The 20361-nt window shown below is 71.6% G+C and carries 22 protein-coding genes; 13 read left to right on the plus strand and 9 right to left on the minus strand.

All coding sequences use genetic code 11. The features are described 5' to 3' along the window. Positions 1-9: 9 nt before the first annotated feature. Complete coding sequence (locus AB0E62_RS15250) at positions 10-195, minus strand: hypothetical protein (RefSeq protein WP_362192600.1); 186 nt, start codon at positions 193-195, stop codon at positions 10-12. A gap of 106 nt (positions 196-301) precedes the next feature. Between AB0E62_RS15250 and AB0E62_RS15255 the strand changes: the two genes are divergently transcribed. Next, positions 302-583 (plus strand): hypothetical protein, encoded by a 282-nt coding sequence (locus tag AB0E62_RS15255; protein WP_362192603.1) that lies wholly within the window; start codon positions 302-304, stop codon positions 581-583. A gap of 79 nt (positions 584-662) precedes the next feature. On the opposite strand, the gene AB0E62_RS15260 is transcribed toward AB0E62_RS15255, so the two are convergent. After that, positions 663-1307: an SDR family NAD(P)-dependent oxidoreductase gene (locus AB0E62_RS15260; RefSeq protein ID WP_362192606.1), complete on the minus strand. Its 645-nt coding sequence runs from the start codon at positions 1305-1307 to the stop codon at positions 663-665. A 227-nt stretch (positions 1308-1534) separates the two neighbouring features. Here AB0E62_RS15260 and AB0E62_RS15265 point away from each other — a divergent pair, with 227 nt between their 5' ends. Beyond that, on the plus strand, positions 1535-2749 hold the full coding sequence (locus tag AB0E62_RS15265; protein ID WP_362192609.1) for a helix-turn-helix domain-containing protein: 1215 nt from the start codon (positions 1535-1537) through the stop codon (positions 2747-2749). Between the two features lie 129 nt (positions 2750-2878). Beyond that, complete coding sequence (locus tag AB0E62_RS15270) at positions 2879-3202, plus strand: hypothetical protein (RefSeq protein WP_362192612.1); 324 nt, start codon at positions 2879-2881, stop codon at positions 3200-3202. Positions 3203-3252: 50 nt separating this feature from the next. Here AB0E62_RS15270 and AB0E62_RS15275 read toward each other — a convergent pair whose 3' ends face one another. Together AB0E62_RS15275 and AB0E62_RS15280 are read right to left on the minus strand one after the other, a co-directional pair. Continuing rightward, positions 3253-3849 (minus strand): TetR family transcriptional regulator, encoded by a 597-nt coding sequence (locus tag AB0E62_RS15275; protein ID WP_362192614.1) that lies wholly within the window; start codon positions 3847-3849, stop codon positions 3253-3255. Positions 3850-3874: 25 nt separating this feature from the next. Further along, positions 3875-4885 (minus strand): aldo/keto reductase, encoded by a 1011-nt coding sequence (locus AB0E62_RS15280; RefSeq protein ID WP_362192617.1) that lies wholly within the window; start codon positions 4883-4885, stop codon positions 3875-3877. Between the two features lie 191 nt (positions 4886-5076). On the opposite strand from AB0E62_RS15280, the gene AB0E62_RS15285 reads away from it, so the two are divergent. Then, positions 5077-6132 carry a chitinase gene (locus tag AB0E62_RS15285; RefSeq protein ID WP_362192620.1) on the plus strand — a complete coding sequence of 352 codons (1056 nt, stop codon included), beginning with the start codon at positions 5077-5079 and terminating at the stop codon, positions 6130-6132. An 83-nt stretch (positions 6133-6215) separates the two neighbouring features. Here the strand turns inward: AB0E62_RS15285 and AB0E62_RS15290 are convergent, their stop codons facing one another. Further along, complete coding sequence (locus AB0E62_RS15290; RefSeq protein WP_030604840.1) at positions 6216-7598, minus strand: glycine--tRNA ligase; 1383 nt, start codon at positions 7596-7598, stop codon at positions 6216-6218. A gap of 161 nt (positions 7599-7759) precedes the next feature. Here AB0E62_RS15290 and AB0E62_RS15295 point away from each other — a divergent pair, with 161 nt between their 5' ends. The 4 genes from AB0E62_RS15295 (at position 7760) to AB0E62_RS15310 (ending at position 10897) form a co-directional block, all read left to right on the plus strand. Further along, a complete protein-coding gene (locus AB0E62_RS15295; protein WP_362192623.1) occupies positions 7760-8719 on the plus strand; it encodes a metal ABC transporter substrate-binding protein in 960 nt (319 codons plus the stop codon). Between the two features lie 20 nt (positions 8720-8739). Beyond that, positions 8740-9513, plus strand: coding sequence for a metal ABC transporter ATP-binding protein (locus AB0E62_RS15300; RefSeq protein ID WP_362192626.1), 774 nt, complete (start codon positions 8740-8742; stop codon positions 9511-9513). Continuing rightward, positions 9513-10415, plus strand: a complete 903-nt coding sequence (locus AB0E62_RS15305; protein ID WP_362192629.1) for a metal ABC transporter permease — start codon at positions 9513-9515, stop codon at positions 10413-10415. The genes AB0E62_RS15300 and AB0E62_RS15305 overlap by 1 nt, the downstream gene beginning before the upstream one ends. Positions 10416-10477: 62 nt before the next feature. Then, entirely contained in the window at positions 10478-10897 is a 420-nt protein-coding gene (locus tag AB0E62_RS15310; RefSeq protein WP_362192632.1) for a transcriptional repressor, read from the plus strand. A gap of 79 nt (positions 10898-10976) precedes the next feature. On the opposite strand, the gene AB0E62_RS15315 is transcribed toward AB0E62_RS15310, so the two are convergent. From AB0E62_RS15315 to AB0E62_RS15330, 4 genes are read right to left on the minus strand one after another with little or no spacing between them, the layout of a single operon-like run. After that, positions 10977-11819 carry an isoprenyl transferase gene (locus tag AB0E62_RS15315; protein ID WP_362192635.1) on the minus strand — a complete coding sequence of 281 codons (843 nt, stop codon included), beginning with the start codon at positions 11817-11819 and terminating at the stop codon, positions 10977-10979. Between the two features lie 31 nt (positions 11820-11850). Next, positions 11851-12597: a DNA repair protein RecO gene (gene recO / locus AB0E62_RS15320; RefSeq protein ID WP_362192638.1), complete on the minus strand. Its 747-nt coding sequence runs from the start codon at positions 12595-12597 to the stop codon at positions 11851-11853. 30 nt (positions 12598-12627) lie between these two features. Then, a complete protein-coding gene (locus tag AB0E62_RS15325) occupies positions 12628-12843 on the minus strand; it encodes a hypothetical protein (RefSeq protein ID WP_268692250.1) in 216 nt (71 codons plus the stop codon). Further along, positions 12840-13040 carry a hypothetical protein gene (locus tag AB0E62_RS15330; protein ID WP_362192641.1) on the minus strand — a complete coding sequence of 67 codons (201 nt, stop codon included), beginning with the start codon at positions 13038-13040 and terminating at the stop codon, positions 12840-12842. The genes AB0E62_RS15325 and AB0E62_RS15330 overlap by 4 nt, the downstream gene beginning before the upstream one ends. Before the next feature lie 351 nt (positions 13041-13391). Between AB0E62_RS15330 and AB0E62_RS15335 the strand changes: the two genes are divergently transcribed. The 5 genes from AB0E62_RS15335 to AB0E62_RS15355 are packed head-to-tail and all read left to right on the plus strand — an operon-like array spanning position 13392 to position 19900. After that, complete coding sequence (locus tag AB0E62_RS15335; protein ID WP_362192644.1) at positions 13392-15014, plus strand: ABC transporter substrate-binding protein; 1623 nt, start codon at positions 13392-13394, stop codon at positions 15012-15014. 4 nt (positions 15015-15018) lie between these two features. Then, entirely contained in the window at positions 15019-15975 is a 957-nt protein-coding gene (locus AB0E62_RS15340; protein ID WP_362192646.1) for an ABC transporter permease, read from the plus strand. Next, positions 15975-17951, plus strand: a complete 1977-nt coding sequence (locus AB0E62_RS15345) for a dipeptide/oligopeptide/nickel ABC transporter permease/ATP-binding protein (RefSeq protein WP_362192649.1) — start codon at positions 15975-15977, stop codon at positions 17949-17951. Before AB0E62_RS15340 ends, AB0E62_RS15345 begins: the two co-directional genes overlap by 1 nt. Beyond that, complete coding sequence (locus AB0E62_RS15350; RefSeq protein WP_362192653.1) at positions 17948-18952, plus strand: ABC transporter ATP-binding protein; 1005 nt, start codon at positions 17948-17950, stop codon at positions 18950-18952. Before AB0E62_RS15345 ends, AB0E62_RS15350 begins: the two co-directional genes overlap by 4 nt. Continuing rightward, positions 18953-19900: a dihydrodipicolinate synthase family protein gene (locus AB0E62_RS15355; RefSeq protein ID WP_362192656.1), complete on the plus strand. Its 948-nt coding sequence runs from the start codon at positions 18953-18955 to the stop codon at positions 19898-19900. It begins immediately after the preceding gene. Positions 19901-20361: the final 461 nt, after the last annotated feature.

Here is a 20361-nt window from a genome sequence, read left to right on the forward strand (position 1 = left end):
CCCGGGCGGTCACCGCCAGGCGGTGGCCTGCAACGCGCCGTCGGGGACCGCCACCATGTGGGTGAACTGGTCGTTGCCGTATTCGATGCCGGCGGTCCGCGTCTTGCCGCCCGTGCCGCTGACCGTCACTTGGTCGCCGGGGTCCCCCCGCTCGATCACGGTGCGCGTACTCTTGGCCGTCTGTTCCGCCGGCATCCTCGCCGTGACATTGCTGCCGACAGGCGGGGGCCCGTTGGCGACGGTGCGGTATGCGATCTACATGTTCGCGTACCGTCGGTACAGCAAGAGACTGATGACGCCCATGCGACTGAACGTCACGGTGACCTCGAATGGGCGCATCATGAACTTCACCGCCCGCGCGTTGAAGGACCCCAAACTGCCCGGAAGCACCGTTTCGAAGGACGAGGCAGCACGGCTTGCTCGCACGTACACGGGCCGGACCGCCCAAGGCGCGTTACTCCTGGCCCAGAAGGTCAAGGGCCAGGGCTGGCGACCCGTGTGGATGATGGGGCTCGGGAACGACGATGTGTTCATCGGTGCCGTCACCGGCCTGCGGATCCCCCAAGGCGCCCTGGTCCGCTAGCGGTTTGCGGGCCGTCCTGCCGCCCCTTGCAGTGGCCGAGCCCCGGGCGCCGTCCTGGCGATCGTCGCGCGGTGCTCCCTCAGTGGAGGACTTCGCGCTCCCACCGCTCGCGCGGCTGGGTGTGCAGACGCCAGTAGTGCTCGGCGATGTCGTCGGGGTCGTACGCCGTCCCGGGTGCGACCACTCCGCCGACGGTGACCGTGGCGACGTGCACACCGGACGGCCCGTACTCCGCGTCGAGCAGTTCGACCAGCGCCCGCACCCCGGCCTTGCCCAGCGACAGGCTCACGTACTGCGGCTTCATCTCGGGCATCCCGCCGGTGACGATGAAGGTTCCGCGTCCGCGCCGTGCCATCCCGGGCAGGGTGTGCGCGGCGGCGGTGACGGCGCCGAGGACGTTGACCGCGTAGGTGTCCAGGTGGTCGCGGAGCGGGAGTTCGCCGATCGTGTCGGGGCGGATGACGGCCGCGTTGTAGACCACGGCGTCGGGTTCGCCGAGTTCACCGGCGGCGGTGTCGAGGGCGGCGCGCAGGGCGGTCTCGTCGGCGGCGTCGGCGGTGAGCGGCAGGACCGGAACGCCCGGGGAGGCGATGGACTCGGCCGCCGCCACCACCGTTTCCTTCGTCCGCGCGACAAGGGCGACCGGCAGTCCCTCCCGGGCGAACCGCCGGGCCACCGCCTGCCCGATCCCCGGCCCCGCCCCGATGATCAACGCTCCCGCCACGACCGCTCCCTCTCCTCGAAGTGCAACGACAGGAGGTTAACTCCCCCCGGCATCACGGACGTTGCCCCCGTTCGCTCCCGGGCAGGACACCGCACCGACGGGCAGCGAACCTTGGAAGCGGCCCGATCGCCTGGCATACGGCGCGGGCCGTCGGGGCCGGGTCGGTCCGGGAGGCTTCCCGGCCGACGTCCGGATGCCGTGGGCTCCCCGGCGGTAGCTTGGTCGGCATGGTGAATGAACACCTGGGTGACCGGATCGCCCGCTTACGGCGGCTGGCCGACCTCACGCAGGAGGCGCTGGCGGAACGGTCCGGAGTATCCGTGGACCTGGTGCGGAAGCTCGAACAGAAGCGGAAGCACAGCGCCCGGCTGCCGACACTGCACGCTCTGTCCGGCGGCCTGGGAGTGGAGCTGACCGCCCTCCTGGGAGACCCGCCCGCCATACCGTCGACCGGCGAACCCGACCCGCCGCAGCTGGTCGCTCTGCGTCGCGCGATCATGCCTCCGCTGTTCCTGCCCCCTCAGGAACCGAAGGGGGTCGAAAAGCTGTCCCTCCCCCTTCTGTGGCGGGAGATCGCCGACGGCTGGACGCTGTACCACGACGCGGAGTTCGGGCGCCTCATGGAAGTACTCCCGGGCATGGTCGACGACGCCCGTTTCGCCGCCGCGGTCGGCACCACCGACGAGAGGGCGGCAGGAGAGGCCGCCCTGGGCAAAACCCTCCAACTGGCAGGGCACCTCGCCATCCGTCTCGGGAAGACCGATCTCGCGCTGAGCGCCCTGGAACGTGCCATGAACGCGGCCGAGAGATCTTCCGACCCGTTGCTGGCCCGCATGATCAGCAACTCCGTGGCCTGGAACTACCAGCGGCAGAACCGCTTGGACGACGCCAAGCACCTCGCCGTCCACGCGGCCGACGGCCTGGAGCGCGAACGCGGCATGACCGCCGAGGGCTTGCGCGTCTGGGGCGGGCTGATCATGTCGGCGGCCACGTCCGCCGCCCGCTCCGGCGACTACGGGACCGCCGGCGACATGATGCGGACGGCCGAGGACGCCGCCCGCCGGCTCACCACGCTCGCGACCCCGGCGGACGGCAGGATGGTCTCCGTCTTCAGCAGGTCGTCCGTACGCATCGAACGCGTCCGTCTCGCCGTGCAGCACGCCCGCCCGGAGGAGGCGCTGAGCCTCGCGAAAGGCATGCGGCTCGGTGCGGACGTCCCTCCGTCGTGGCGTACATGGCTGCTCCTGGACGTGGCCCGGGCCCATACGGACGTCGGGGACGCCGAGGGTGCCGTGAAGACGCTCGAGAAGCTGCGGCGGACCACCCCCGCATGGATGCGGCACCACACGCACGCCGTGGCCATCGTGACCGACCTCTGGGCCGGCCCACACCGGCCACCGGGGCTGCGCAAGCTCGCCGAGTTCCTGGGAGTCACGACTTAGCGTGACGAAAGTGGGACGCTCCGTCCCTGTTTCCGGTCGGCGCGCGGCGAGAGGGTTCTCCGGCAAGGACCCCCGTGACCGTGCGACCGCCCGGGGGCATGGCCACCAACCCCGTGGAGGTTGTCGACAGTGCCCAGCCGTCTGACCCGACCCCGCCTGCTGCCCTGGTCCGAGAACGGCAAGCGCGTGTACCTGCGCGCAAGCGATCCCAAGGGCGTCATCAGCCGACTCGCGGACGAGATGGAGGAAGCCCAACTCGGCGCCGGACAGAACGTCTTGGGAGCGGCCCGGGCGCTGCTGGACGAGCCGGACGCGTCGCGGCCGGAGTTGCGCTTCACGGCGACACGGCTGACGGAATGCCTCTTCGACGCCCTCCGCGTCGCCGAGTCCCCCGGCGAACGCCTGGCCGACGACGAGGGCGAGGGCGAAGGTGAGGGCGAGGAAGGCCGGTGAGCCGCACGGCGCTCCGCTGCGCCCTACAGGGACAGCCGCCGCAAGGACGGTTACGCCGCCGCCCGCAACCCCCGCACCAGCAACCCCACCACCGCCTCGAACTCCTCCTCGATCCCCGGCTCCGTCCACTCGCGGGCGTAGCCCGGGTCGTGGAAGCGGCCCGTAGCGTGGAAGACGGCGCGGGCCGCCGTGGCCGGGTCGGCGGCGGTGAAGTCGCCGGAGTCCGCGCCCGCCGCGATGATGCGGGTGAGCTGGCCGGTGAGGTCGGCGATGTGGTCGTGGACCACGCCCCCGAGTTCGTCGACGAGCACGGTGTACGTGGCGAACAGCTCGGGGTCGTCGCCCGCCTTGTGCCGCTTGGCCTCGAAGAGGGCGGCGAGCCAGTCCCGCAGCCGCTGCTCGGGGGAGCGGTCCTCGGCCATGACGATCCCGGCCAGCCGCTCCGAGGTGCGGTCCAGCCAGCGCTTGGTGACCGCCTCCCGCAGCGCCGCCTTGGTGCGGAAGTGCCGGTAGACGCTGCCATGGCTGACGCCGAGCGCGCGGGCCACGTCGACCACGGTCGCCTTGGCCGGGCCGTGGCGGCGCAGCACCTCCTCGGTGGCTTCGAGGATGCGCTCGGCGGTCAGGGTTTCGCTGGTCGATGGCATGCCTAGACGGTACCCGGCACGACGGTCAGCGTTCGCTGTCGAGCATGGCCATCTGCTCCGCCGCGTACCGGTCGCCGGCCGCCGCGTCCGCCGGCACCGCGGCCTCGATGGCGGCGAGGTCGGACTCGTCCAGGGTCACGTCCAGCGCGCCCAGGGCCTCGCCGAGCCGCTCGCGGGTGCGGGCGCCGATCACCGGCACGATGTCCTCGCCCCGGGAGAGCACCCAGGCGATGGCGATCTGCGCGACGGAGACGCCCTTCTGCTCCGCGATCTTCCGCAGGGACTCGACCAGGGTGAGGTTGTGCCGGAGGTTGTCGCCCTGGAAGCGGGGCGAGTGGGCGCGGAAGTCGTTCGCGGCGAAGCCCTGCCCGGCCGAGACGTGGCCGGAGATCAGCCCGCGCGCGAGCACGCCGTACGCGGTGACGGCGATGCCCAGTTCCCGCAGGGTGGGCAGGATGTTCCGCTCGGGGCCCCGGGAGATCAGCGCGTACTCGATCTGGAGGTCGACGATGGGGGCGGTGGCGGCGGCCCGGCGGATGGTGCTCGCGCCGACCTCGCTGAGCCCGATGTGCCGGACCCAGCCCTTCTCGACCAGTTCGGCGACGGCACCGACGGTCTCCTCGATGGGCACGTCCGGGTCGAGCCGGGACGGGCGGTAGACGTCGATGTGGTCGACGCCGAGGCGCTGGAGGGAGTACGCGGCGAAGTTCTTCACGGCGGCCGGGCGGCCGTCGAAGCCGTACCAGTCGCCGTCCGGGCCGCGCAGCGCGCCGAACTTCACGCTGACCTGCGCGTTCTCCCGCAGTGCGGCGGGCGCCGTGCGCAGCGCCTCGTTGATCAGCAGTTCGTTGTGGCCCATGCCGTAGAAGTCGCCGGTGTCGAGCAGGGTGACGCCGGCCTCCAGGGCCGCGTGGATGGTCGCGATCGACTCGGCGCGGTCCGCCTCGCCGTACATGCCGGACATGCCCATGCAGCCGAGGCCGAGGGCGGAGACCTGGGGGCCGGTGGTGCCGAGCTTGCGGGTTCGCATCGTCATGCCCACCACTATGACATGACGGATGACAGATTTCAATATCTGTCAGTCCAATAATGTCCGCCCCTCAGGTCGGCGGCCACCTGGTCCAGACCTCTTGACGAATGGTCTGGACCAGCGCACTGTCATGTCTGCGACACCGCGCTCCTGAGAACGACCGACCCGACACCGATCGACCCCCGCCGGGAGGCCCGATGCTCCGCCGCACCCTGCGCCTGCTCACCGCCGCCCTGACCGGCGCCGTCCTCGCCCCGCTCGCCCTCGCCACCGCACCCGCCGCCTCCGCCGCCGCCGACACCTGCGCGGTGAAGTCCCGCCCGGCGGGCAAGGTGCTCCAGGGCTACTGGGAGAACTGGGACGGCTCCGCCAACGGCGTCCACCCGCCCTTCGGCTGGACCCCGATCACCGACTCCCGCATCGCCGCCCACGGCTACAACGTGATCAACGCGGCCTTCCCGGTGATCCGCTCCGACGGCACCGCGCTGTGGGAGGACGGCATGGACGCCGGCGTGAAGGTGGCCACGCCCGCCGAGATGTGCCAGGCCAAGGCGTCCGGCCAGACGATCCTGCTGTCCATCGGCGGCGCGGCGGCCGGCATCGACCTGTCGTCCCAGACCGTCGCCGACCGCTTCGTGGCGACGATCGTGCCGATCCTGAAGAAGTACAACTTCGACGGCATCGACATCGACATCGAGACCGGTCTCGTCGGCAGCGGCAACATCAACCAGCTGTCCGCGTCCCAGGCCAACCTGATCCGCGTCATCGACGGGATCCTCGCCCAGATGCCCTCGAACTTCGGGCTGACGATGGCCCCGGAAACGGCGTACGTCACCGGCGGCAGCGTCACCTACGGCTCGATCTGGGGCGCGTACCTGCCCGTCATCAAGAAGTACGCGGACAACGGCCGGCTGTGGTGGCTGAACATGCAGTACTACAACGGCAGCATGTACGGCTGCTCCGGCGACTCCTACTCGGCGGGCACCGTGCAGGGCTTCACCACGCAGACCGACTGTCTGAACAAGGGGCTGGTGGTGCAGGGCACGACGGTCAAGGTGCCCTACGACAAGCAGGTCCCGGGGCTGCCCGCCCAGCCCGGCGCGGGCGGCGGCTACATGTCCCCGTCCCTGGTCGCCCAGGCCTGGCGGAACTACGGCACCTCGCTCAAGGGCCTGATGACCTGGTCCGTCAACTGGGACGGCTCGAAGAACTGGACGTTCGGCGACAACGTCAAGGCGCTCCAGGGCCGTTGAGCGGGCGCGGGCACACGGATGCCCGCGGACACACGAATGCCGGGCGGGCCGACAACGGCCCGCCCGGCATCACGCGGTCGTGACTAGGCGCCCAGCAGACGCGAGGCCAGGTAGCCCTCGATCTGGTCCAGCGACACCCGCTCCTGCTTCATCGAGTCACGCTCGCGCACGGTGACGGCGTTGTCCTCGAGGGTGTCGAAGTCGACGGTCACGCAGTACGGCGTACCGATCTCGTCCTGACGGCGGTAGCGGCGGCCGATGGCGCCGGCGTCGTCGAACTCGATGTTCCAGTGCTGGCGCAGCGCCTGGGCGAGACCCTTGGCCTTCGGGGACAGCTCCGGGTTGCGGGACAGCGGGAGCACCGCGACCTTCACCGGGGCGAGGCGGTGGTCGAGGCGCAGCACGGTGCGCTTCTCCATCTTGCCCTTGGCGTTCGGCGCCTCGTCCTCGACGTAGGCGTCGAGCAGGAAGGCCAGCATGGTGCGGCCGACACCCGCCGCCGGCTCGATGACGTACGGCGTCCAGCGCTCGCCGGCCTCCTGGTCGAAGTAGGAGAGGTCCTGGCCGGATGCCTTGGCGTGCGCGGAGAGGTCGTAGTCGGTGCGGTTGGCGACACCCTCCAGCTCGCCCCACTCGCTGCCGCCGAACTGGAAGCGGTACTCGATGTCGGCGGTGCGCTTGGAGTAGTGGGAGAGCTTCTCCTTCGGGTGCTCGTACCAGCGCATGTTCTCCTCACGGAGACCCAGGCCGGTGTACCAGTTCCAGCGCTGCTCCATCCAGTATTCCTGCCACTGCTCGTCCTCGCCCGGCTTGACGAAGAACTCCATCTCCATCTGCTCGAACTCGCGGGTGCGGAAGATGAAGTTGCCGGGCGTGATCTCGTTGCGGAACGACTTGCCCATCTGGGCGATGCCGAACGGCGGCTTGCGGCGCGAGGTGGTCTGCACCTGGGCGAAGTTGGTGAAGATGCCCTGGGCGGTCTCGGGGCGCAGGTAGGCGACGGAGCCGGAGTCCTGGGTCGGGCCGAGGTGGGTGGACAGCAGGCCGGAGAACTGCTTGGGCTCGGTGAACTGGCCCTTGTTGCCGCAGTTCGGGCAGTTGACGTCCGCGAGGCCGTTCGCCGGGGCGTGGCCCTTCTTCTCCTCGTACGCCTCTTCCAGGTGGTCGGCGCGGAACCGCTTGTGACACGAGGTGCACTCGGTCAGCGGGTCCGTGAAGGTGGCGACGTGGCCGGAGGCGACCCAGACCTCGGAAGCCAGGATGACGGACGAGTCGATACCGACGACGTCCTCGCGCGACGTCACCATGTAGCGCCACCACTGGCGCTTGATGTTCTCCTTGAGCTCGACACCCAGCGGTCCGTAGTCCCAGGCGGCACGCTGGCCGCCGTAGATCTCACTGCAGGGGAAAACGAAGCCACGGCGCTTGCTCAGGCTGACGATGGTGTCGATCTTGTCGGCGGCCACGGTGCTCTCTTCATTAACGACGACGGGCGTTGAAGCGAGATGCTTCCAGCGAATGATTCAGGTTACCGGCGCAGGCTCCCCCACGACCAAATCGGCCCCTGTCCAGACCGTATGACGAGCGTTGTTGACAACGGTTTCCATATTTGTTGAAAATGAGTGTCATGAACGTACGACGACGCCTCATACGCACCGCCGCGCTGGCCGCGGTCACCGCGCTCGGCACCGCCACCCTCGCCGGCTGCTCCGGCGACGCGGCGGGGGCGGGCAACACCGACAAGTTCGACGTCGTCGCGTCGTTCTACCCGATGGCCTTCCTCGCCGAGCGGATCGGCGGGAGCCACGCGCACGTCACCACCCTCACCTCCCCCGGCCAGGAACCGCACGACCTGGAGCTGAGCCCGAAGCAGATCGGCTCCCTCGAGGACTCCGACGCGGTGCTCTACCTGAAGAACCTCCAGCCCTCCGTCGACGAGGCGGTGGCCCAGTCACCGGTGAAGACGAAGATCGACGCCGCCTCCCTGACCACGCTGGAGGACCACGGCAACGAGGTCGGCGGCCACGCCGCCGAGCACGACCACCACGAGGGCGGCGAAGGGGCGGGCAAGGACCCGCACATCTGGCTCGACCCGGTGCGCTACGCCCAGGTCGCCGAGGGCGTCGGCAAGGCCTTCGAGAAGGCCGACCCCGGCCACGCCGCCGACTACAAGAAGAACACCGCCGCCCTCGTGAAGCAGCTGAACCAGCTGGACACCGAGTTCGCGGACGGCCTCGCGCACACGAGGAGCAAGGTCTTCATCACCACCCACGCCGCCTTCGGCTACCTCGCCGAGCGCTACGGCCTCACCGAGGAGGCCATCAACGGCCTCGACCCCGAGTCCGAGCCGAGCGCCGCCCGGGTCAGGGACCTGGAGAGGACGGCGAAGGCCGACGGCGTCTCCACGGTCTTCTACGAAACCCTGGTCAGCGACAAGACCGCCAGGACCATCGCGCACGACACGGGCCTGAGGACCGACGTCCTGGACCCGGTCGAGGGCATCACCGAGCACTCCCGCGGCCGGGACTACTTCGCGGTGCAGCGGGCCAACCTCAAGGCGCTCCAGCAGGCCCTGGGCGCCAAGTGAACGCCACGGGAGGCACCACCATGACCACCGGCGAACCCGTCATAGCCCTGCGCGGGGTGACCGCCGAACTCGGCGCCCGCCCCGTGCTCCGCGGCATCGACCTGACCGTGGGCCGCGGCGAGGTCGTCGCGCTGCTCGGCGCCAACGGCTCCGGCAAGTCCACGGCCGTCCGCGCGACCATCGGCCAGGTGCCGGTCAGCGGCGGCACGGTCGAGCTGTTCGGCACCCCGCGCCGGTCCTTCCGCGACTGGGCGCGCGTGGGCTACGTACCGCAGCGCACGACGGCGGCGGGCGGCGTCCCGGCGACGGTCACCGAGATCGTCTCCTCCGGCCGCCTGGCCCGCACCCGCTTCGGGCCCTTCCGCAAGGCCGACCGGGAAGCCGTCCGCCGCGCCCTGGAGCTGGTCGGCATGGCCGACCGCGCCAAGGACTCGGTGACCGCCCTGTCCGGCGGCCAGCACCAGCGGGTGCTGATCGCCCGCGCGCTGGTCTCCGAGCCGGAACTGCTGATCATGGACGAGCCGATGGCCGGCGTCGACCTGGCCAGCCAGGAGGTCCTGGCCGAGACCCTGCGGCAGCAGGTGGAGGCCGGTACGACGGTCCTCCTCGTGCTGCACGAACTGGGCCCGCTGGAGCCGCTGATCGACCGCGCGGTGGTCCTGCGCGACGGCTGCGTCCTGCACGACGGCCCGCCGCCGCGCGCGGTCGGCCAGCACGCGCTGCCCGGCCACGACCACGTACACCCGCACGCGCCGGCGGGCACCGAACCGATCCGCACGGGACTGCTGAGCTGATGGAATTCCTGAACTACGCCTTCATGCAGCGGGCGCTGCTGGCCGCCGTGCTGGTCGGCATCACCGCGCCCGCGGTCGGCATCTACCTGGTCCAGCGCCGCCAGGCCCTGATGGGCGACGGCATCGGGCACGTGGCCATGACCGGCGTCGGCCTCGGCTTCCTGCTCTCCACCTCCCCGGTGTGGATGGCGACGGCCGTCTCCGTGCTCGGCGCGGTCCTGATGGAGCTGATCCGCTGGTACGGCCGCACGCGCGGCGACATCGCCCTGGCCATGCTGTTCTACGGCGGCATGGCCGGCGGCGTGATGCTGATCAACCTGGCGCCGGGCGGCTCCAACGCCAACCTGACCTCGTACCTGTTCGGCTCCCTCTCCACGGTCTCCCCGTCCGACGTGACCGCGATCTGTGTGCTCGCCGCCTTCGTGCTGCTGGTCACCCTGGGGCTGCGCCGCCAGCTGTTCGCGGTCAGCCAGGACGAGGAGTTCGCGCGGGTCACGGGCCTGCCGGTGCGCGCGCTGAACCTGCTGACGGCCGTCACCGCGGCCGTCACCGTGACCGTCGCCATGCGGGTCGTCGGGCTGCTGCTGGTGTCCGCGCTGATGGTCGTGCCCGTGGCGGCGGCCCAGCAGCTCACCCGCAGCTTCACCGTCACCTTCGTGATCGCCGTGGTCCTCGGCGTGGCCGTGACCGTCAGCGGCACGGTCACGTCGTACTACCAGGACGTCCCGCCCGGCGCCACGATCGTCCTGCTGACCATCGCCGCCTTCCTCGCGCTCACCGCGCTCGCCACCCCGCTGGCCCGGCGGCGCGCCCGCGCGGCGGCCGCCGCGCGGCCCGCCCCGGACCCCGCCGAGTGCACGATTCCGGCCGCGCGGGGGGCCGGGGACGAGATCGGCGTCTGACCGCTGTCGGCCCGGGCTGGCACAATGGCCCGGGCAGAAGCGAGCCATCGAAGGAGGCAACGGTGACGACCGCTGGACCGCCCGTGAAGGGGCGCGCTACCCGCCAGCGTGCAGCCGTGGCGGCGGCCCTGGACGAGGTCGACGAGTTCCGCAGCGCCCAGGAGCTGCACGACATGCTCAAGCACAAGGGCGACTCCGTCGGGCTGACCACGGTCTACCGCACCCTCCAGTCCCTCGCCGAGGCCGGTGAGGTCGACGTCCTGCGCACCTCCGACGGCGAGTCCGTCTACCGCCGCTGCTCCACCGGCGAACACCACCACCACCTGGTCTGCCGCGCCTGCGGCAAGGCCGTGGAGGTGGAGGGCCCGGCCGTCGAGAAGTGGGCGGAGGCCATCGCGGCGGAACACGGCTACGTCAACGTGGCCCACACGGTGGAGATCTTCGGCACGTGCGCGGAGTGCGCGGAGTGCGCCGAGGGCTAGCCTCCGAGGGACAGCGGGCGCGTGGTGGCCGGCCGCGCGGTTCCCCGCGCCCCCGCCGGGGCGCGGGTGACCCCGACGGTCAGGAATCGCCCTTCATGGCGGCCTCCATCGCCAGCAGCTCCTCGTTCGGGACGGCGCCGCCGAAGCGGCGGTCACGGGAGGCGAACTCCATGCAGGCCCGCCACAGGTCGCGGCGGTCGAAGTCGGGCCACAGCACGTCCTGGAAGACCATCTCGGCGTACGCGCTCTGCCACAGCAGGTAGTTGGAGGTGCGCTGCTCGCCGCTCGGCCGCAGGAACAGGTCGACGTCCGGCATGTCGGGGTAGTACAGGTACTTCTGGACGGTCTTCTCGGTGACCTTCGACGGGTCGAGCCGGCCCGCCCGCACCTCCTCGGCGATGGCCTGCACCGCGTCGGCGATCTCGGCCCGGCCGCCGTAGTTCATGCAGAAGTACAGGGTGAGCAGGTCGTTGCCCTTGGTCTGCTCCTGGGCGACCTGGAGCTCCTTGGCGACCGACTTCCACAGCTTGGGCATCCGGCCCACCCAGCGCACCCGGATGCCGAGCGCGTCGAGCTCGTCGCGGGTCTTGCGGATGAAGTCGCGGTTGAAGTTCATCAGGAAGCGGACCTCGTCGGGCGAGCGCTTCCAGTTCTCGGTGGAGAAGGCGTACAGCGAGATGTTGCGCACGCCGATCTCGATCGAGCCCTGGAGCACGTCCAGCACCCGCTCGGCGCCGACCTTGTGCCCCTCCGTGCGCGGCAGCCCGCGCTCCTTGGCCCACCGGCCGTTGCCGTCCATGACGATCGCCACGTGGTCCGGCACCAGTTCGCCCGGGAGCTTGGGCGCGCGCGCACCGGACGGATGCGGCTCCGGCGCCTTGTACTCGCGCCGCTGGCGCCCCAGGATCCCGCGTACGACCATGTGCTTCTCGTCTCCTCGACCCGTGCCGTGGTTACTTCTCTACGTAGCGCAGGGAGCGCAGTCCCCGCTCCAGGTGCCAGTGCAGGTAGGCGGACACCAGCCCGCTGCCCTCGCGGACGTGGCGCGGCTCGCACGCGTCCGCCGTCTCCCAGTCTCCCGTAAGCAGCGCCCCCAGCAGGACCAGGGTCTGCGGGGACGGCACGACGCTGCCGGGCACCCGGCAGTCGGCGCACACCGAGCCGCCGGAGGCCACGGAGAAGAACCGGTTCGGTCCCGGCATCCCGCACCGGGCGCAGTCGCCGAAGCTGGGCGCGTAGCCGTTGACGGCCAGGGACCGCAGCAGGAAGGCGTCGAGGACGAGGTGCGGCGCGTGCTCGCCCCGGGCGAGTGTCCGCAGCGCCCCGACGAGCAGCAGGTACTGCTGCACCGCGGGCTCGCCCTCGTGGTCGGTGAAGCGCTCGGCGGTCTCCAGCATGGCCGTACCGGCGGTGTACCGGGCGTAGTCCGTGACGATGCCGCCGCCGTACGGAGCGATGGTCTCGCTCTGCGTGCACAGCGGCAGGCCACGCCCGACCAGCTCGCTCCCACGGGCGAAGAACTGCACGTCCACGTGGGAGAACGGCTCCAGCCGGGCCCCGAACTTCGACTTCGTCCGCCGCACCCCGCGGGCCACCGCCCGCACCCGTCCGTGCCCGCGCGTGAGCAGGGTGATGATCCGGTCCGCCTCGCCCAGCTTCTGGGTGCGCAGCACGATGCCGTCGTCGCGGAACAGACTCATGGCCCCATTCTCGCCCATGCGCGGGAGCGGCTAGAGCACCTCCCCGCGGCTGCGGGCGTTGGCGTACGCGGTGGCCGCGCTGAGCCGCTCGGCCGGGGTGGCGCAGCGCAGCGCCCCCGGCTCGGCGTCCCACTCGCGCCCGCCGCCGTAGGGTCTGACCTGGACATAGGGCCCCTCGTGCCCCATGACGATGCCGACCTTCCCGGTGCGGGTGTCCATCACATGACTGCCGACGACGGGTTTCACCGCGCCTCCCCCGCCAGTGCCGCCGTCAGCCGGCGCGCGGTGTCCACCGAACACCGGCCCAGGTCCACCAGCGGGCAGGGCACTTCCCGTACGAGACTCACCGGATCGAGCCCCAGCGACGGGAGAACGACCCCGGCCTTTTCGAGAGCCGACCGCAATTCCCTCAACGCCTCCTCCGCCTCTTCGATGCCGCTCACACTGCTCCCCTTCCGTTTCCGAGTTTACGCTTTGTACATCAAGCGTGACGCTGCGCTTCTCCACTCGGACGGCGTCCGGGGGCCGGGTCGGCCGTGGCCGGCGGTCCCCGACAGGCGGTGCGGGTGTCCTGCGGGGCGGAACGCGAACGCGCCGGAGGCGGGCGGGATTCACCCAGGTGGAGCTGGGCCGCGCGGGTTCGTTCGCGTGCGCTGTCTTGACCGCCCCCACGGCCCCTCTTATCGTCGCGCTACCGAGCGGACGTAGGACGTAGGACGTCGTATCTCACCCTCCCACCCGCTTTCCCCTCCGCCCCCTCCCCCTCATCGGCTCACCGACCTGCTGGAGGACCCGTGCGCGACGACGTGATTCCCGACGTACCGGCACCGCGCCGCCGGTCGTTACTGCTGGGTGCCGGGGTGCTGGGCGCGGGGGCGGTGCTCGCGGGGTGTTCCGCCGGGCCGGAGTCGACCAACGACCCCGGCGGCGGGGGCGGCGGCAAGGACCGGACGCTGACCGCCGTCATCGGCTACGGCAACGACGGCAGCTGGGACCCGACGCAGACCGCGTCCGCGTTCGCGATGGCCGCCAACAATCACATCTACGAGGGACTTCTCGACACCGACCCGATCACCCGCGCGCCGTACCCCGCCCTCGCCACCGCGCTGCCCGCCGACCCGGACGCGACCACCTGGCGGTTCACGCTGCGCGACGGCGCCACCTTCCACGACGGCACACCCGTCACCGCCGACGACGTCGTGTTCGTCTTCGACCGGATCCTCGACCCGAAGACCCAGACCCTCGCCAAGGGTTTCTTCGCCTCCTGGCTGGAGTCGGTGCGCAAGGCCGGCGCCCGGACCGTCGAGCTGAAACTCAGGTTCCCGTTCCCGGACGGGCTCTCCCGGCTCACCCTCGCCAAGATCATGCCCGCGCACGTCTACTCCCGGCCCGGCGCCTGGGACGACGCGGTCAAGGGGCTGGCCGTGGGCTCGGGGCCGTACCGGCAGACCGCGCACCACCCGAAGTCGAACACCACCTTCGAGGCGTTCGCCGCGTACAACGGCCCGCGCAGGCCCGTCTTCCGGAAGATGAACTGGCTGACCATCGTGGACGCGTCCTCCCGCGTCGCCCGGATCTCCGGCACCGGCGCCGGCGCGCAGATCGCCGACAACATCCCGTACGCCAACATCCCCCGCCTGGAGCAGGGCGGGCTGAAGGTGGCCGGCGGGGCCGGGATGAACAACCTGTTCCTGATGTTCAACACCCGGCACAAGCCCTTCGACGACGTCCGGGTGCGCCAGGCCCTGCACTACGCCATCGACAGCGAGAAGATGGTGCGGGTCGCCCTGAAGGGGCACGGCAGGCCCGCGTCCTCGTTCCTCAACGAGGGCAACCCGAGCCACCGGCGGGCCAGGACCGTCTACGACTACGACCCCGGCAAGGCGAGGGCGCTGCTGAAGGCCGCGGGGGTGTCGGGCCTGAACGTCGAGATCATGGCCGTCAACGTCAGCTGGATCGTGGACTGCCTGCCGACGGTCAAGTCCTGCTGGGACGCCGTGGGCGTGCGCACCACGCTGGCGCCGCAGGAGACCACGGCCGTGTTCACCAAAATGGACCAGCAGCGGGACTACCAGGTGGTGGCCGCCGCCTCCAACCCCAACCAGTTCGGCCTCGACGCCGATCTGATCATGCGTTACAACTACGGCCCCGAGAACCTGTGGATGCGCTACACACGGTGGGCGGACGACCCGGTCGCCCGGCAGCTCTTCAAGGACATGGACCGGGCGACCCGGGAGCCGGACCCCTCGAAGAAGAAGGCGATGATCCAGGACTACATCGACGTGGTCGCCGAACAGGCCGTGCTGTACCCGGTCGTCCACAACGAGCTGATGACCGCCTGGGACCCGCGCGAACTCTCCGGGATACGGGCCCAGCCCTACCCCGGCCTCAACCTCCTCCAGGCCCGCTGGATCTGACGGCATGACCACCGTCGTCCGCATCCTGGCCCGCCGGGTCGCCCTGCTGGTGCCGCTGCTGCTGGGCATCGTGCTGTTCGTGTTCCTGGTGATGCGGTTCTCGGACGTCGACCCGGCGTCCGCGTTCTTCCAGGGCGCCAACCCCACACCGGAGCAGCTGCGCGACTTCCGGGAGCGCAACGGACTGCTGGACCCGCTGCCCGTGCGCTACGTCCACTTCGTAGGCGACCTCCTGCACGGCGACCTCGGCACCAGCGCCCTCACCCGCGCCCCCGTGGTCGACCAGGTCACCACCGCCCTGCCGCTCACCCTCCAGCTGACGTTCCTCGGGCTCGCCCTGGCCGTCGTGCTGGCGCTGGCGGGCGGGGTGACGGCGGCGGTGTACCGGGACCGGCTGCCGGACCAGATCATCCGGGTGGTCTCGCTGGTCGGGGTCGCCGCGCCCGGCTTCTGGCTGGCACTGCTGATGATCCAGTACCTCGCCGTGGACCGGGGCTGGTTCCCCACCGGCGGCTACGTCAACCCGGGCGACTCGGTCACCGGCTGGCTGAAGACCATGGCGCTGCCCGCCGTCGCCCTCTCCCTGCCGGTCGCCGCCCAGCTCACCCGGATCGTGCGGACCTCGGTGGTGGAGGAGCTGGACAAGGACTACGTGCGCACGGCGATCGGCAGCGGGCTGCCGCCGCGCGTGGTGGTCGGCCGGAACGTGCTGCGCAACGCCCTGGTCAACCCGCTCACCGTGCTCGGGCTGCGGGTCGGCTATCTGCTCGGCGGTGCCGTCGTCATCGAGACGATCTTCTCGCTGCCCGGCATGGGCAAGCTGATGATCGACGCCGTGCAGAACGGCGACCCGGCGGTGGTGCAGGGCGTGGTGCTGACCACCGCGACCGGGTTCGTCGTCGTCAACCTCGTCATCGACGTCCTGTATCTGCTGGTCAACCCACGACTGAGGGCGGGCTGATGGTCACGCGCGCGAGGCTCACCGAGCGGCTGTCGCGGCCCGGCGTCCGGCTGCGCGGCTGGCGCCGGCTGCCGCTGGTGTCGAAGGCCGCCGTCTGTTTCCTGGCCGTGGTCGTCCTGGTCGCCCTCCTCGCCCCGGTGCTGGCGCCGGACGATCCGCTCGCCCAGCAGGACCCGGTGGGCGGTACGGGAGCGCCGTCCGCCGCACACTGGATGGGGCAGGACAGCCTGGGCCGGGACATCCTGAGCCGGCTGATGTACGGCGCCCGCTGGTCGCTGGCCATCGGGCTGGGCGCGACCGCGCTGGCACTGGTGGCCGGGGCCGTGCTCGGTGCCGTGGCCGCCACCTCCCGCAAGGCCGTGGACGAGACGCTGATGCGCTGCCTGGACGTGGTGATGGCGTTTCCCGGCATCGCGCTCGCGGCCGTGCTGGTGGCCGTGTTCGGCGGCGGGATCGGCGTGCTGATCTGCGCCATCGCGTTCCTGTTCACGCCGCCGGTGGCGCGGGTGGTGCGGGCCAACGTGCTGGACCAGTACGGCGAGGACTACGTCACCGCCGAACGGGTCATCGGCGCCCGCACCCCGCACATCGTGCTGCGTCACGTGGCCGTCAACTGCGCGGCCCCGGTGCTGGTGTTCTGCACGGTCCAGGTCGCCGAGGCCATCGTCTTCGAGGCGTCCCTCTCCTTCATCGGCGCGGGCGTGCGCCCCCCGGACCCGTCCTGGGGCAGTGTCATCGCCGACGGCAAGAACATGGTGCTGACCGGCGGCTGGTGGGCGACCGTCTTCCCGGGGCTGCTGATCCTGGTCACCGTGCTGGCGCTGAACATCCTCTCCGAGGGCGTGTCGGACGCGTGGGCCGCGCCCGCCCCCAGGGAGGTGCGGGCGCCCGCGGACCGGCTCCAGACGCCCGAGCCGGGCGCCGGCGGGGTGCTGCCGCTGCCCGGCCTCGCCGAGGCGGCCCGGCGGCTGCGCTCCCGGGCCCGGCCGCTGCCCGACCGGAGCGGGCGGCCGGTGCTCGCGGTGGAGGACCTCACCATCGGCTTCCCGGACCGGCACCGGGGCGTGGACATCGTCGCCGGGGTCGGCTTCGAGGTGTACCCCGGCGAGGTGCTGGGCCTGGTGGGCGAGTCGGGCTGCGGCAAGTCGCTGACCGCGCTCACCGTGATGGGGCTCCAGCCGAAGGGGGCCCGGACCGGCGGGCAGGTGCGGTTCCGGCAGCGGGACCTGCTGACCGAGCCGGCCCGGGTACGGCGCCGGCTGCTCGGCCACGAGATGGCCATGGTCTACCAGGACGCCCTGTCCTCGCTCAACCCGGCCATGACCATCCGCGCCCAGCTCCGGCAGCTCGTACGGCGCGGCGGCCGGCGCAGCCCCGCCGAACTGCTGTCGCTGGTCGGGCTGGACCCGGAACGCACCCTGCGCAGCTATCCGCACGAGCTGTCCGGCGGGCAGCGCCAGCGCGTGCTCATCGCCATGGCCCTGTCCCGCGAGCCGGGGCTGATCGTCGCCGACGAGCCGACCACCGCGCTGGACGTCACCGTGCAGGCCCAGGTCATGGAGCTGCTGCTGCGGCTGCGCGCGGAACTGGGCTTCGCGCTGGTCCTGGTCTCGCACGACCTGGCGCTGGTCGCGGACGTCACCGACCGGGTGGCGGTGATGTACGGCGGGCAGATCGTGGAGACCGGGGTGACCGCCGACCTGGTGGCGGCACCGGCCCACCACTACACGCGCGGGCTGCTGGGCAGCGTGCTGTCGCTGGAGTCCGCCGAGGAGCGGATGACTCAGATCAAGGGCGTCGTGCCGTCCCCGGCCGACTTCCCGGCGGGCTGCCGGTTCGCCGACCGCTGCCCGCTGGCCACCGACGTGTGCCACACCACCGCCCCGGCCCTGGCCGGCACCGCCACCCACACGGCCGCCTGCCACCACCCGGCGGTCGAGCTGACGTCCGCGGAGAGCGAGGAGGCCCTGCAGTGACCGCTGTGGTGGAGGTACGGGACGCGCACGTGGTGCACCGGGCGCGCGGTGGCGGGCTGCTGCGGCGGGACCGGGTGTACGCCCTGACCGGCGCCGACCTGTCCGTGGCGGCCGGGGAGACGGTGGGCGTGGTCGGTGAGTCGGGGTGCGGGAAGTCGACCCTGGCGCAGGTGCTGGTGGGCATCCAGCGGCCGGTCGCGGGGACGGTGGCGTTCCGCGGCCGGGACCTGTGGGCGATGCCGGCCGCCGAACGCCGGGCCACGGTCGGCGCGGGCACCGGGCTGGTCCTCCAGGACCCGTCGACCGCCCTGAACCGCCGGCTGACCGTCCGCCGCATCCTGCGCGACCCGCTGGACGTGCACCGGCGCGGCAGCCGGGCCGAGCGCGAGGAGCGGGTACGGGAGCTGATGGCGCTGGTGGGGCTGCCCGGGGCGCTCGCGGACGCCCTGCCCGGGCAACTGTCGGGCGGGCAGCGGCAGCGGGTGGCCATCGCCCGCGCGCTCGCCCTGGACCCGGCGCTGGTGGTCGCCGACGAGCCGACCAGCGCCCTGGACGTCTCGGTGCGCGCGCAGATCCTGAACCTGCTGCTGGACCTGAAGGAACGCCTCGGCCTGGCCCTGGTGTTCGTGTCGCACGACATCCAGACGGTCCGGCGGATGAGCGACCGGGTCATCACGATGTACCTGGGCCGGATCGTGGAGGAGACCCCGGCCGGCCGGGTCACCGACGCGGCCCGCCACCCGTACACCCGGGCCCTGTTCTCGGCGACGCCCGGCCTGCTGGACCCCATCGACCCGATCCCGCTGACCGGCCCGGTGCCGTCGGCGACCCGCCCGCCGAGCGGCTGCCCGTTCCGCACCCGGTGCTGGAAGGCCGACGAGCTGTGCGCGCGGGTGATGCCGGACTTCTCGGCCGCGTCACACCCCGCTCACCGCTACCGGTGTCACCATCCTGTGGAGGAGGACACGTCGACCAGAGACCTAGCGCGCCAGGAGCCCTGAATGACCCTTCCCGCCCCGCTCACCGGTGTCGTCCCGCCCGTCTGCACGCCCCTGACACCGGAACGCGAGGTGGACGTGCCGTCCCTGCTGCGCCTGGTGGACTTCCTGGTGGAGGCGGGGGTGCACGGACTGTTCCTGCTGGGCTCGACCTCGGAGGCGGCGTTCCTGACGGACGCGCAGCGCCGGCAGGTGGTGGCGGCCGTGACCGCGCACCTGGGCGGGCAGTTGCCGGTCATCGCCGGCGCGATCGACATGACGACCCCGCGCGTCCTGGAGCATGTCGCGGCGGTCACCGGGGCCGGCGCGGAGGCCGTCGTCGTCACCGCCCCGTTCTACACCCGCACCCATCCGGCGGAGATCGTCCACCACTTCCGCCGGATCGCCGCCGCCAGCCCGGTCCCGGTGATCGCCTACGACATCCCCGTCGCCGTGCACACCAAGCTCCCCGCGGATCTGGTGCTGGGGCTCGCCGGGGACGGCGTACTGGCCGGGATCAAGGACTCCAGCGGGGACCTGGCGGCCTTCCGGGAGCTGGTCACGGGCTCCCGCGCCCACCCGGGGTTCGGGGTGCTGACCGGCTCGGAGCAGATCACCGACGCGGCGCTGGCGCTGGGCGCGGACGGGGCGGTGCCGGGCCTGGCCAACGTCGACCCGCACGGGTATGTGCGGCTGTACCGGCAGTGCCGGGCGGACGACCTGGAGGGCGCGCGGACGGAACAGGAGCGGCTGTGCGCCCTGTTCGGGATGGTCCGCGTGGGCGACCCGGCGCGGATGGGCGGGAGTTCGGCGGCGCTGGGCGCGTTCAAGGCGGCGCTGCACCTGCGGGGCGTGATCGACTGCCCGGTGACCGCCGAGCCCCAGATCCCGCTGTCCGGCGAGGAGGTCGAGCGGATCGCCAAGCACCTTGCGACGGCGGGACTGCTGGGACAGGACACGAACCGGAACTGACCCGGGCCGGAACGGCCACCGCGGGCACCGGCGTACGCGGGCCGGTCACGCGTCCGAGGCGAGGCGGCCCCGGCGCCCGCCAGGGGTTCCGTACACGACGGGCCGGTCACGCCCCCGACGCAAGACGACCCCGGCGCCGCCAAGGACTCGGCGCACGACAGGCCAGTCACCCCCCGGACGCAAGACGACCCCGATGCCCGCCAAGGGCTCGGCGCACGACGAGACCGGTCACGCACCCAACGCAAGACAACCCCAGCACCCGCCAGAGACTCAGCGCACGACGAGACCGGTCACGCACCCAACGCAAGACAACCCCGACACCCGCCAGAGACTCAGCGCACAACGAGACGGTCACGCACCCAAAAACGCAAGACAACCCCGACACCCGCCAGAGACTCAGCGCACAACGAGACGGTCACGCACCCAAAAACGCAAGACAACCCCGACACCCGCCAGAGACT

The sequence above is a fragment of the Streptomyces sp. NPDC038707 genome (genome assembly GCF_040636485.1).
Taxonomy (GTDB): Bacteria; Actinomycetota; Actinomycetes; order Streptomycetales; family Streptomycetaceae; genus Streptomyces.